Source organism: Hallella sp. (genome assembly GCF_037460745.1).
In the GTDB taxonomy this organism is placed as follows: domain Bacteria; phylum Bacteroidota; class Bacteroidia; order Bacteroidales; family Bacteroidaceae; genus Prevotella; species Prevotella faecis.
In genome coordinates, this window is the sequence record NZ_JAXVAE010000174.1 from 18600 (window position 1) to 31590 (window position 12991).

General features: G+C 50.5%; 10 protein-coding genes. 7 read left to right on the forward strand and 3 right to left on the reverse strand.

From position 1 onward, the window contains the following. Positions 1 to 4 precede the first annotated feature (4 nt). From WKK33_RS11440 to WKK33_RS11470, 7 genes are all read left to right on the forward strand, one after another. On the forward strand, positions 5 to 547 hold the full coding sequence (locus WKK33_RS11440; protein WP_337933975.1) for a hypothetical protein: 543 nt from the start codon (positions 5 to 7) through the stop codon (positions 545 to 547). A gap of 61 nt (positions 548 to 608) precedes the next feature. Next, positions 609 to 3497: a hypothetical protein gene (locus WKK33_RS11445; protein WP_337933976.1), complete on the forward strand. Its 2889-nt coding sequence runs from the start codon at positions 609 to 611 to the stop codon at positions 3495 to 3497. Between the two features lie 12 nt (positions 3498 to 3509). Then, positions 3510 to 4565: a hypothetical protein gene (locus tag WKK33_RS11450; RefSeq protein WP_337933977.1), complete on the forward strand. Its 1056-nt coding sequence runs from the start codon at positions 3510 to 3512 to the stop codon at positions 4563 to 4565. Between the two features lie 39 nt (positions 4566 to 4604). Beyond that, on the forward strand, positions 4605 to 4826 hold the full coding sequence (locus WKK33_RS11455) for a hypothetical protein (RefSeq protein ID WP_337933979.1): 222 nt from the start codon (positions 4605 to 4607) through the stop codon (positions 4824 to 4826). Between the two features lie 74 nt (positions 4827 to 4900). Continuing rightward, positions 4901 to 6058: an RHS repeat-associated core domain-containing protein gene (locus WKK33_RS11460; protein ID WP_337933980.1), complete on the forward strand. Its 1158-nt coding sequence runs from the start codon at positions 4901 to 4903 to the stop codon at positions 6056 to 6058. 568 nt (positions 6059 to 6626) lie between these two features. Beyond that, positions 6627 to 7829, forward strand: a complete 1203-nt coding sequence (gene ilvA / locus WKK33_RS11465; RefSeq protein WP_337933981.1) for a threonine ammonia-lyase — start codon at positions 6627 to 6629, stop codon at positions 7827 to 7829. A 23-nt stretch (positions 7830 to 7852) separates the two neighbouring features. After that, the gene (locus WKK33_RS11470) at positions 7853 to 8227 is read left to right on the forward strand and encodes a RidA family protein (protein WP_215760492.1); all 375 of its coding nucleotides are present in this window, start codon (positions 7853 to 7855) and stop codon (positions 8225 to 8227) included. 97 nt (positions 8228 to 8324) lie between these two features. Here the strand turns inward: WKK33_RS11470 and WKK33_RS11475 are convergent, their stop codons facing one another. From WKK33_RS11475 to WKK33_RS11485, 3 genes are read right to left on the reverse strand one after another with little or no spacing between them, the layout of a single operon-like run. After that, on the reverse strand, positions 8325 to 9158 hold the full coding sequence (locus tag WKK33_RS11475; protein ID WP_337933983.1) for a type II CAAX endopeptidase family protein: 834 nt from the start codon (positions 9156 to 9158) through the stop codon (positions 8325 to 8327). Next, positions 9151 to 10098 carry a bifunctional riboflavin kinase/FAD synthetase gene (locus tag WKK33_RS11480; RefSeq protein WP_337933985.1) on the reverse strand — a complete coding sequence of 316 codons (948 nt, stop codon included), beginning with the start codon at positions 10096 to 10098 and terminating at the stop codon, positions 9151 to 9153. The genes WKK33_RS11475 and WKK33_RS11480 overlap by 8 nt, the downstream gene beginning before the upstream one ends. A gap of 3 nt (positions 10099 to 10101) precedes the next feature. Further along, on the reverse strand, positions 10102 to 12702 hold the full coding sequence (locus tag WKK33_RS11485) for a calcium-translocating P-type ATPase, PMCA-type (protein ID WP_337933987.1): 2601 nt from the start codon (positions 12700 to 12702) through the stop codon (positions 10102 to 10104). Between the last annotated feature and the right edge of the window lie 289 nt (positions 12703 to 12991).

The window sequence follows — 12991 nt, forward strand, 5'->3', positions numbered from 1 at the left end:
TTATATGAAAAAGTTATTGTTCTTTTTACTTATTGCTGTGTGTGGATGTACCAGCAATTCAAGTCATCATGGGAAAACGATAGAGGCTGTTTTTCATCCTGGTATTATGGAAGATTGCTCTTGTGTTGACTTCCCCAAGAGTTTTGGTGCAATTCCTGGAATAACTTTTGAGATCACATCCAAGGATTATAATTATATTACAGGTGTTCTCTGTAACAATAAGATGACAACTGCAACTGATATCAGTGATTACAAGATTGTGACAAAAGAAGTTAAGCCCTTATGCGTTTTTGTTAAGTTGGACACTATAGAATATGTACTTGGGGCTAATGGTGTTGTGAAAAATGGAAGAAAGAGTTTTGGCATTTCAGATTTAGATATGTATCAAGTTAAATCTATTCTTCACTATTATGACTTTTTTCCAGAAGAAGATCTGGATGCTTTTCCCGAGGTGACAAAATATGGCATACCAGCCAATCACCATCACGTCTTGTATAATAGCAAGATGCCTGCACGCTTTGCAAGAGTGATCCTTAGAGAGAAGTAAAATACATGCAGTGTGTTGTCATGGCTCAGCCTTCACTATTTATGCCCCAAACCACAAGCTTATGAAACGTAGATTATTCACGTTACTACTATTATCAGCCTATTTCTTTAGCCTCAAGGCTCAGTATAAGGAGCCGGTCACCATACCCACACCCAACACGGCCACCCTGGCTCAATATGGTGTTGTCCCGATGTCTTTGCACACGGGCAAGGCAAACATCTCCATCCCCTTGCTTGACGTGACGGCTCGAGGCGTCAAATTGAGCGCCAGTCTTCTTTATGACACGTCGGGTATCCTTGTCAATTCCTTGCCCAGTTGGACGGGGCATTCCTGGACGCTCAGTGTGGGAGGCGTAATAACAAGAGCCGTTAAGGGATATCCTGACGAATTTGACACAAAGAACCATGCGTCAATGAACTTGGATTGGGGAAATTACTTTCGTCGGTACAATGTCAAGTTCGAAGAGTATCCAGGCCCTTTTGGCGACTATATGCCCGATGTGTTCTACTTCAATTTCATGGGGCATAGCGGCAAATTTTTCTTGGGCAACGACGGAGAGTGGAAGGTGGCCAGTGATGAGAACCTGATGGTGGAGTTCGACTTCAACAACCCAGACAATTTCATGGTTCCCTTCATTGATGAGTTTCCATCCTGGGGAGGCGTGGGCACCAAGCAGCCCAAGTCCATCAAAGGCTTCACCGTCACCGACCAGGACGGTAATAGGTATACTTTTGGTGGTGCTCAGAACTTGAACGCCAGTGAGTATTCCATTAACTTGTGGAATGACAATAATGGTAATGAAAATTGCGAGATGTATGCCAACTCGTGGTACCTGACTGCAGTCCATGACCGGTATGGAAATGAGTTGTTTAAGTTTGAGTATGAAAGAGGATTGTGGCTTATCTCCGCATCAGTGTCTTACCAACTTGACACCCGCCCTGTTCTTCCGATGATGATGCTCAACTCTCCCGTCTACTTGTCGCGCGTCACATCACGTGATGGCACAGAAGTGTATTTTGTGAAGGATACCAAGATTCTCACCTCAACCGATTTTTATCAAAGTTTCTACCGCCTGTTGGGTAGTGATAAGAAGGCGCGTTATGACAAGTTGCTGCGCCTCCAAAATGGCCCCACTGCCACACACTATTACATTTACTTGAGTGACGATCGCTATGCAAAGTACCAAAACCCTAACAATCCCGACAAGCGATACGATCCATTAGCGTGTATGGGAATGTCGCCTCTTAAGGAAATAAGAATCAACAAGGTCGGCAAACTGAGGAAGTCTTATGTCTTAAACTATAATACAGATCCTTCACAAAGACTACATCTCACGGGGATAGACGTGAAGGATGGTGACGGGGCGATAAACGGCACCTATCGTTTCAAGTACTACAATGACTTCAATGGCTTACCCATGGTGGATGGGCGCCCAGACTACTTGACTCAAAAGATGGATTACTGGGGATATTACAACGGAAAAACCAGAGACAGGACGGTAGATGAGGAGAAGTGCAAATATGGGATGCTCACGGAAATTCAGTATCCCACAGGTGGCGTGACCACCATTGAATATGAGTGCAACCGTTATGACAGGTACAGAAACTACTACCATGACGGCATGGAACTGGCGTATGTGGATGAAGACCATGCTCCGGGAAACAAGTTAGCCGGAGGTTTGCGTGTCAAGACCTTGCACAACTATGAGGACACCACACATGCAAAATTGCTGGGCAGAAAAGATTATACCTACCGCGATGGCCAATTGTCCATTGAGCCTTATGGCTTTTTAAAAGAACACAATGAGAATCAAGTCGGACTTTCAATTTGGGTGGCAATGCCCATGGCGAACATGTTTGGCCATCACATAGGCTATTCGGAAGTGAAAGAGGATGCGCTCTTAGGCGGAGACGAGATGCAAACCATTTATGGCTACACAAACTTTTCCGATTACAAGGAAGAGTCGTGCCACAAACGTTTCCTGGACTATAGACCCCGTTATCAAGAAGGAGATAATTTCATGTTGGGCTGTCTTGTGAGTGCTCAATATGACGAGTGGTCGGAGAGGGATTACATGAAAGGGAAATTGCGGTATGTTCGAAAATGCGGTGATGATGATGCTAAATGGTCAGAGACAAGGTATGTTTATCGCAAGGATAGTCTTGATATGGAGAAGCAATGTGTCGTTGGGTATATGGACCTTTCAAAGGCGGCGTTGATATTGGGTGTCCCAGGAAAGTCCTACACGCGTCCGTACAAATTGTATTACCCCAAATATGATGAGGTGGAAAAGGTCGAATACATCAGGCTTGGTTATCTTAATTACATGACAGATGTCATCACCGATACGACAATGTATTCGCATAAGGATCTCACTGTTGACATATCTGGAGATTATTCGCATAAGGCAGACATGCGCTTGCTTGAAGCAGAAACGGTTTGCCGCCAAGGCGCATCATTGACAAAAACATATTCCCATCAGTTTTTCAATTATCATGCTCCAGTCGTTTCTATACGAGAATACAGGAATGGAATTTTCTGTAGGGATTACCAAACTAAGTATGGCTCGTTTTCTTTTGGCGTAAGAGGTAGTATCATGTTGCCTCAATATGTCATCGAGAGATATGCGAACAACTTAGAAGACACGCTCCTGTGGTATAAGTGTTACACTGCAAACTTCTTGCCCAAAGAATATGTGAGGCAAGATGGCCAGACTGTTCAAATTGAATGGGACCAATGGGACAACTTGCTAATCTATAAGATCGGAGATTTCACAACATCCTTCGAATATGACGATGGCATGGTGTCGAGGATTACTGAACCTAACCAGAGTTCTCTCAATTATGAATATGACTCGATGCAAAGACTCTCCGGCATCAAGAACTCAGATGGAAGCTATCTGAAGCAATTCAAATACGGGTATAGGACAGGATCTCCAACAACTCACTAATAATCACGATATATGACAAGGCAAAGAAAAATATTGATGGCAATGTTGGTGTTCGTTTACTTGCCAACCTTTTCCCAACATGTCTTGACGAAAGCCAATGCGTTGATGCGCAGTGGCGACGCGATGCACAAGCAACTTGTAGCGTATGTGCCCCCAGGAGAAAGCGGAATGAATGCCACTTGGGATTTCAGAAATATAGACGTGCTGTCCGACTCATATTCAATAGAATACGTTAAGGACAGTGACTCTTGCCTATATGCGATAGAGCCTGGTTCAATGTGCCAGTATCGTTTGTGTGGTGACACGTTGGCTCAAGTTGCTTACCAAAACCCATTGACGCGTATCGACTATTCTATTCCAGTCCTGGAACTTGGCTTTCCTTTTTCTTATGGTGATACGCTAAGTGGGGAATTCTGGGGGAATGGGTGCTACAGCAACCACAACGGGATAAAACTTGCAGGTTCGGCATTTGTTGAAGCTGATGGTGAGGGCGAACTAAAAATCACTGACGAGTGTCTCTTGAAGAACGTGCTTCGTGTCCGCACATTGAGAACGACTTCTTTCAACGTCGAAAGGGATTCTGTGACGAAAGACTCAACAGGACGCCAGCTAGAGGTGGTGGAGCGCTACTGTTGGTATGCAAAGGGATACCGTTACCCATTGTTTGAGACTTGCTCAATAGCCTACTATCAGGGTGCAAACCTGTTGAAATCCTACAAAATGGCGTTTCGTACCCTCCCTGATAGCTTGCGCATATTGGCAGACTCTGTCAATATTGAACTGGCGCATCACGATTCCTGCTTGGCAGACGCTCCTGATATTATTACGTATGAGGTCATAAGCGATAGACGAAGTGTTCGGATAGGCTATGACCTGAAAAATAAGGCTACTGTGTCAGCCATGATCGCAGACCCAATGGGTGTCATATATCGGAAGACTAGCCGAACGGATGAGGCAGGAATAGGCTATTCTCTCTCATTTAATTTTGCTGGCCTAAGGCGTGGAAAATACATTCTTTACTTGAATGTGAATGGTAAGGTTTACGATAACAAGATCGTTGTTGAGTAGCGTTGAACACGGTGGTCACAAACCATAAATATTTCTTTTATGAAGAAAACAGTAACAACCATCATCATGTTTGTCGTGTCGTGTGCTCTCTTGGCCCAGAGCGCATCACAAAACTATGTGCTGACGCAGACGTTGCTGAATGACAGTGGCAGCAACAAGGTGACAGAGGTGCAGTATCACGACGGGCTTGGCCGCCCCGAGATACATGTGACGACAGGCCTTGGAGTCTCAGGAAACTCCGCCTTGCGTCTCCCAAGGTAGAGCGAATAAATTACTACGATGACTACAATTTTCTTGATGGCCCATCGTTTAAAGAATATACGAACGTCAACCTGATGAGAAAGAAGAACGCGCAGAATGTCACAGGCCACCCCACAGGCTCGGTCACCCTCACCACTGGGGGCGAGCGGCTTTATGGCGTGACCTACTACACGGCCAAGGGTCTTCCCTGCGACACGCGCCAGTCGTGCCTTGGCGGCAAACTGGACCGTGCGCTCTTCGACGGTGGCTTCTGTCTGCTGTCAGGCCAGCACACCGCTTACTGTTATTACGTTTGCGACCACCTGGGCAGTGTGCGCGAGGTTGTGTCGGATGCTTGGAATGTTCAGCGCAACGGTTACTATGCCTATGGCGGTCCCTATGGCGACTGGAACACGAACGCCGATGTGCAACCGCTGAAGTTCCTGGGCAAGGAGTGGGACCACCAGCATGGCCTCGACCTCTACGACTTTGGCGCGCGTCTGTACGACCCGGCCGTGGGCAGGTGGACGACAATGGATCCGCTCTGCGAGAAATACTACAGCGTCAGCCCGTATGCGTATTGCCATAACAATCCTGTCAATAGGATAGACCCGGACGGAAGGGATTGGTACCAGAATAATTATACTTCATATTATACTTGGTATGACGGTAATGTTGAAAGAAAAGGCTTTCGGCATATTGGAGGTAAGGGATCTGTTCTTGGCATGTTTGAGCATATTATAGATAATGTGTTGTGTGGTGTGGAAGGGTTAGGTTTAGAGAGTCTATATAGTAATGGATTTACTTTTGATATTGCTCCCAAAGACAAGGGCGGCCTAATAGGATCCAACAAACGTGGATGGGATTTTTTTGATGAATTTGTTTGCGGTACAGGTCCAGAATTTTCGGTCTTGTTAGAAGATCATCCATACACACAAGCTATTATGAATGACGAATTTGCAATAGAGAGCCAAAATGTAGTAAGATCAAAAAGAAGTAATGGGTTGTACTTGAATGTGGGAAGATCTGAATTCTTTCCATGGCAGGCGAGTCTGTTAAGTCCTATGCAATTTATCGGGACTTACAGGTATGATGGATACAGTAGTGGCGGCTATGTTTACAATGTTGCAACAGATATAAAAAGCGTAAAATCTCTTGGTTATCACATACCATTTCTTAGCAATCATAGAAGAAGGCAGGGGAAAAAGATGGGTAACACTTATCAATTTTATATTTGGAAATCCACAAAATGATAATTATGAAATGCAAATTCCTTATATTTCTCGTAATTGTGATAGGATTATTAGCACTTGTTGTAATAAATTATAGTTTGTCATATAGCAGGAGAATTGGCAATACTCATTTTTACCTTGTGGAAACAATAACTCTTTCGGAGAAAGGCGAGTCATTGGCTGGACTATATTATAGATCTGATTCGACAACTGGATATATTGGTGAAATGACCCCAGGTTTTCCTCTGATTATCTTATGGAATGACAAGTATCTTATTTCTAAGAATTATGATGGTAACCACCCCATTATCATTAAGTATGTGGTTATAAACTTGGATAGCATCAATACGGATTATTACAAAGAGCCAAAGGGCATTCGCACATTTTCTAAAAGAAATGATTATCTTAATTATTTGCAAGAGATACACCTGTCAGAATCGAACATGAACCAAACGGATAATCATATAGGGTGGTGGTATTATTAACCCAACTTTCGTCTAACCACTATTACTATAATTTTGGGCTGTTTGGCAAGATGTGTTTCCAGAATAATGATTATCTTTGCAGATAGATTGTAAATCAGAAGATAATGTTGAATCTAGACAATTTCTACAAGGCTCGCTATGTGCTGAGCAAGATTATTCGTCGCACCGATCTGGTGCACGCCCCCAAGATCAACCCCGAGTGTGATGTCTACCTGAAGCCCGAGTGCTTGCAAAAGACAGGCTCGTTCAAGATCAGAGGCGCTTACTACAAGATTTCGCAACTCTCAGAGGAGGAAAAGAAAAAAGGCGTGATCGCCTGCTCGGCTGGCAACCATGCGCAGGGCGTGGCACTTGGTGCCACATCGATGGGTATCAAGTCGCTTATCTGTCTGCCCGAGGGCGCGCCAATCAGTAAGGTGGAGGCTACCAAGAAGCTCGGCGCTGAGGTGTGCCTGGTGCCAGGTGTATATGACGACGCATTCCAAAAGGCCTTGCAATTGCGCGATGAGCACGGCTACACCTTTATTCACCCCTTCGATGATGAGAACGTCATTGCCGGACAGGGAACCATCGGTCTCGAGCTGCTCGACCAACTGCCCGACGTGGAAGCTGTGGTGGTGCCTGTGGGTGGCGGCGGACTGATCTCGGGTGTGGCATACGCCGTGAAGTCGCTCAACCCCAACGTGAAGGTCTATGGCGTGCAGGCCAGTGGGGCTCCAAGTATGGTGAACAGTCTTCACGACCACAAGCAGGAGAAGCTCGCCAAGGTGTCGACCATCGCTGATGGCATTGCCGTGAAAGAGCCGGGATCAGTTACGTTCGACATCTGTTCGCGCTATGTCGACGACATTGTGACCGTTAGTGAGGATGAGATCTGCGCTGCCATTCTCCACCTCATCGAGAGCGAGAAGATGGTGGCTGAGGGCGCTGGAGCAGCCAGCGTGGCCGCTGTGATGTTCAACAAGGTGCCGGTGAAGGGCAAGAAGACCATCTGTGTGGTGAGTGGTGGTAACATCGACGTGACCATCCTGAGTCGCGTCATCAATCGTGGACTTGCCAAGAGCGGGCGCATCTGCACGCTCATCATCGAACTGGCCGACAAGCCTGGGCAGTTGCTCAAGGTGTGCCAGGTTATCGCAGCCCAAGGCGGAAACATCGTCAGCGTGTATCATGAGCGCAACAACGACAGCAAGAAGGTCACCGACTGCGTGCTGCGCCTGTCGGTCGAGACCAAGAATCAGGAGCATGTTGAGAGCATCACTAAGGCTCTTACCGACAACGGACTGAAAATCAGGGAAAACATTTAATTAACCCTTATATAATATCAACTATGCAAGCAATTCACACAGAAAAGGCTCCTAAGGCCATCGGTCCTTACAGCCAGGCTATTAAGGTAGGCAACCTCGTGTTCGCATCGGGCCAGGTGCCCATTGTGCCCGCCACGGGCGAGTTTGTGGAGGGTGGCATCAAGGAGCAGACACGCCAGTCGCTCACCAACGCTAAGGCCATCCTTGAGGAGGCCGGCACAAGCCTCTCGAAAGTGGTTAAGACCACGGTGTACCTCTCCGACATGGCCAATTTCGCTGCCATGAACGAGGTTTACGCTGAGTTCTTCACCCAGCCTTATCCCGCTCGTTCGGCTGTGGCTGTGAAAACATTGCCTAAGAACGCGCTGGTCGAGGTGGAGTGCATCGCTGAGCTCTAAGCCGGATGGACCCTCACAACGCATGAGAAAGGCCACCGCCGCTTCTTTGTGAAGCGTGCGGTGGCCTTTTCGTTTTGTCTTGGCAATAACGGTGTGCTTACCCTTTTTTCATGCGCATGTTGAGTTGGAAGAGGCAGGGCAAGATGATGCAGACGGAGAAGAACAGCCCCATGCCCAAAGAGTGGCTGCTACCGTGGAAAAGGTCGATGAGCTTGCCGTCGCCCAGTTGGGGCATCAGGTTGAACATGAGATAAGCCACGGTGTTGTTTACCCAATGGAACAATAGGCCCGGCAGGATGGAGCCCGTGCGATAGTACATCCAACCCAACAACAGGCCGATGGGCAGGGCGTGTGCAAACTGTGCCGTATTGAAGTGGATGGCGCCGAAGAGCACTGCCGAGATGAGGATGGCCCACCAATGTGACTTTTGCGAGAACAGGTTCAGCAGGGTGCGTAGCACAGCACCGCGAAACACCATCTCCTCAGCCACTGGGCCGAGTATACCTACGGCCAAATAGCCTGTGGGCTCTTTCATGATGCTCTGTAGGAGTTGTTCGGTGGCGCTGGGCATGGATGTGGGCAACTGCTCGATGATCCACTCGGAGGGCAGGATGGTGCCTACGGCCAACATGCCCACCCAGGCCAGTGTGGTCCAAGGATGGGAGGCCAGCCACACACGCGACACGGGTGCCCAACGGTATAGCTTGAAGAGAATGATGGTAAACAGGCTGCTCGCCACCATGTTGGCCACGAGCATCTTGGTGGGCATGGTCATTGTGCCATGTGCCAAGGCTTGTGCGATGGCTGCCCACGTTTGGCCCTCGTGCCAGAGGCTTACGACGCCGAAGATAACGTTCGTCAGCAGTTGGATAACCACGAAGGCTATCATATAAAATATAATGTCGAGTGTACTGTGAGTGATTTTATTCATGTTCTAAGTCTTTTTCAAATTGTTGCCCCACCATCTTTTCATCCTCCTTGAGTTGTTCCACGAGTTGGGTTACATTGTCAAACTTGCGTTCTTCTCGGATGCGGTGCACGAACGACACCATCAGCATGCGTCCATAGATGTCCTCGTTGAAGTTGAAGATATAGGTCTCAAGGGTTCGCTCATCGCCTCCGAAGGTGGGCCGTGTGCCAATGTTCATCATGGCTGGTTTGTAGGCCAGGCTGCGCTCCAAACGCACCTTGACGGCGTACACGCCCCCGCCGGGTATGAGTTGACCGAAGTCGGAGGTGTCGAGGTTGGCCGTGGGGAATCCTATGCGGCGCCCCTCCTTGTGGCCGTCGACCACCTTGCCGGCGATGGTGTAGGGGTAGCCCAGGCACTGGTTGGCCAGTTCGATCTCGCCTTCCTTTACGAAGGCCCTCACCACCGACGAGCTGACGTTGACGCCATTGAGTGTGAACGCCTGGTTGTGGATGACCTCGATGCCCAGTTCACGGCCGTAGCGCACATAGTCGTCGAACCCTTCCGAGCGGTTGTGGCCGAAGCGGTTGTCGTAGCCGATGATGAGCTTTCGCACGTTGAGGCGGTCGCGCAGAATCTGCGCCATGAAGTCGCGCGCCGACAGACTGGCCATCGCCTCGTTGAAGTGGAGTAGGGCGGTGGCGTCGACCCCCGTCTTCGAGAGCAGCAGCAGCTTGGAGTCGAGCGTGGAGAGCAGTTCGGGCTGGTAGTCTTTGCGCAGCACCTGCCGTGGATGGCGGTCGAAGGTCACCACAAGCGATTGCAGGCCCGAGTGGGCTGCCTCCTGTCGCACGTGGCTGATGAGAAACTGATGGCCGCGGTGCACACCGTCGAAAAAGCCGATGGTGGCCACGCTGGGCTCCAATGGTGCGGTGTTGTCGTTGAGGTATATTGTTTTCATGTCTTAAGGTTTCAATACGCTAAATTTACGGTTGCGCCAACGTTTCCAGCCGCGCCACAGTTCGCCGGCCCACAGCACCACCGAGGTGCCCACGGTGATAGCGCCCCATTCCTCGAACGAGAGAGGCAGCGTGCGGAACATCTTGCCGCCAAAGGTGACGATGATCCATTGGCCGATGAACACCAGCGCCAGTACCAGCACCAATCCGCCGTCGCGCCAGAAATAGCGGAAGGCCGAATAGTCGGATCCAAGACTCTTGGCGTTGAAGAGATTCCAGAACTGCAACATGACGAAGGTGGTGAAGAAAAGCGTCAGCTCATGCACATCGACCACGCTACCTGCTCCGTGGCGCTCACACCAGATGAGAAACACGAACATGCCCAGGAAGAACACCATGCCACCGAAGAGAATGCCGCGGGCCATGGGATGACTGATGATGAAGTCGGTGTCGCGGCGCGGCTTGTCGCGCATCACCTCGTGTGAGGGAGGCAACGACGCCAGGGCCATGGCGGCGAAGGTGTCCATAATGAGGTTCACCCAAAGTATTTGGGTCACCGTGAGCGGCATCTCCGTGCCGATGATCGAACCACCGAGCACCAGCAACAGCGCCGAGAGGTTCACCACGAGTTGGAAGTAAAGAAAACGCTGTATGTTTTTGTAAAGCGACCGTCCCCACATCACCGCGTTGGCGATGGCGTGGAAGCTGTCGTCGAGCAGCGTGATGTCGGAGGCTTGCTTGGCCACCGAGGTGCCCGATCCGAGCGACAGGCCCACGTGGGCGTGGTTGAGGGCTGGCGCGTCGTTGGTGCCGTCGCCCGTCACCGCCACCACCTCGCCATGGCGTTGCAGCATCTCCACAAGGCGCTGCTTGTCGGTGGGACGTGCACGCGACATGACACGCAGAGCCATGCAGCGCTTGAAGGCTTCCTCGTCGCTGAGGCTGGCCCATTCGGCGCCGGTGATGTGCCAAGTGGCTTCCTCGCGCTCGCCATGGGCTGGCCATACGCCAATCTGACGGGCTATCTCGATGGCTGTGGCCGACGTGTCGCCCGTCACCACTTTCACTTGGATGCCTGCGCGTTGGCACTCGGCCACGGCGGGCAGTACGTCGGGGCGCACGGGGTCGCTGATGGCCACCACGCCTTGCAGCGTGAACGGTTCGTCGCCGGTGGCGTAGGCGAAGGCCAGGGTGCGCATGGCCTGCTGCTGGTAGTGGGCCAGCACCTCTTCGGCGCGTTGGCGCTCAGGGGCGTCGGGAGCGCACATGTCGAGCACCATCTCTGGGGCGCCCTTCACGAAAGTCATTGTTTTGTCGCCCATGTCCACTGTTGTGAGCATGTATTTCTTCTCGGTGCTAAACGGCTGTTGGCTCACCACCTTGTATTGCTGGCGCAAAGTGGCGTAGTGCTTGTCATGGTCGCGAAGCCACAGCAGCAAGGCGCCTTCGGTGGGATTGCCCACCACATTCTCGCCGTCGAGTTCGGCGGTGGAGTTCACGGCCATGGCCACGTTGAGCAGCAACTCGCTGTTGGGATCGGATGGATTGGCTGGGGTGATGTGGCCCACACGCATCTTGTTTTGCGTCAGCGTGCCCGTCTTGTCCGTGCAGATCACGGTGACGGCGCCCATCGTCTCTGAGGCGTGCAGTTTGCGCACGAGGACGTTCGACTTCAGCATGCGGCGCATGTTGAGCGCCAAGGCCAGCGTCACCGCCATGGGCAAGCCCTCGGGTACCGCCATCACGATGAGTGTCACGGCCATCATGAAGTAGTTGAGCACGATGTGCATCATGCCGAAATAGTCGTTGCCATGCCAGATGCTATTGGTCAGAATGTCGTGAACAAGAAAGATGAAGAAGGCTGCCACCGACACGATGGTTCCAATCTTCGAGATGAGCTTGGCCAACTTGTCGAGTTGGATGTTGAGCGGTGTTTTTACCGAGGTGCTCTCAGTCGACTTCTGCGCCACCTTGCCAATCTCGGTGGCGTCGCCCACGGCGGTCACCACAGCTGTTCCACGTCCGTTCATCACCATGGTGGAACGCAGGATGACGTTGGGCGGATAGGCCTCGTTGCCCTCCTTGGTGGCGTCGATGCTCTTGGTGGTCAGCGGCTCACCCGTCAGGCTCGACTCGTCGACCTGCAGGTTGACAGCCTCCACCAGTTGGGCGTCGGCGGGAATCTCGTCGCCCACCTCCACGAGGATGATGTCGCCCACCACGACCTCGCGTCGTTTCACCTCCGTCACACGACCATTGCGCCGAACCTTCACCCGTTGGTCTTCGTTCATGGCCGTGAGCACGTTGAAGCGCCGGGCGGCGTCGCACTCAAAATAGAAACCCACCGTTGTGGCGATGACCACCGCCAGGATGATTCCGAGGGTCTCCATGAAATCCCGTTCGATGAAGGCCAGCAGCAAAGAGACGAGCGCTGCCACAAGAAGTATCTGGATGATGGGGTCGCGGTATTTGTCCAAGTAAAGCTTCCAATAGGAAGTGCGGCGCGGGGGTGTCAGCACATTCTCGCCGTGCTGGCTGCGACTGACTTCCACTTGAGCGTCGCCCAAGCCTTGTAAATTCACGTTTTCGGATGATGATGTGTTCATTGCACAATGTTTTAGGGAATACGTCCAGGCGTAACGCCCGCTGCGCATTCGTCTTTGCAAAGTTAGCTATAATACATAGAAAAGGCTACATCCTTAAACGATATTTAGCTACTTTTTGCAAAAAATATTTGGAGTTTCCACCGAAACGCTGTACCTTTGCAACACTAATAGTATGCGATTGGTGCATTCGGGCTGTCGGTTTACGGCAAATCGTCTTCCCTTTTCGCCTTCAAACGGACTTGTAGCTCAGTTGGTTAGAGCAACAGACTCATAATCTGGAGGTCCCTGG

Bases quoted from the DNA above. Each gene is read 5' to 3' on its own strand.
- WKK33_RS11440 (WP_337933975.1), top strand. From the start codon at position 5: ATGAAAAAGTTATTGTTCTTTTTACTTATTGCTGTGTGTGGATGTACC.
- WKK33_RS11445 (WP_337933976.1), top strand. From the start codon at position 609: ATGAAACGTAGATTATTCACGTTACTACTATTATCAGCCTATTTCTTT.
- WKK33_RS11450 (WP_337933977.1), top strand. From the start codon at position 3,510: ATGACAAGGCAAAGAAAAATATTGATGGCAATGTTGGTGTTCGTTTAC.
- WKK33_RS11455 (WP_337933979.1), top strand. From the start codon at position 4,605: ATGAAGAAAACAGTAACAACCATCATCATGTTTGTCGTGTCGTGTGCT.
- WKK33_RS11460 (WP_337933980.1), top strand. From the start codon at position 4,901: ATGAGAAAGAAGAACGCGCAGAATGTCACAGGCCACCCCACAGGCTCG.
- ilvA (WP_337933981.1), top strand. From the start codon at position 6,627: ATGTTGAATCTAGACAATTTCTACAAGGCTCGCTATGTGCTGAGCAAG.
- WKK33_RS11470 (WP_215760492.1), top strand. From the start codon at position 7,853: ATGCAAGCAATTCACACAGAAAAGGCTCCTAAGGCCATCGGTCCTTAC.
- WKK33_RS11475 (WP_337933983.1), bottom strand. From the start codon at position 9,158: ATGAATAAAATCACTCACAGTACACTCGACATTATATTTTATATGATA.
- WKK33_RS11480 (WP_337933985.1), bottom strand. From the start codon at position 10,098: ATGAAAACAATATACCTCAACGACAACACCGCACCATTGGAGCCCAGC.
- WKK33_RS11485 (WP_337933987.1), bottom strand. From the start codon at position 12,702: ATGAACACATCATCATCCGAAAACGTGAATTTACAAGGCTTGGGCGAC.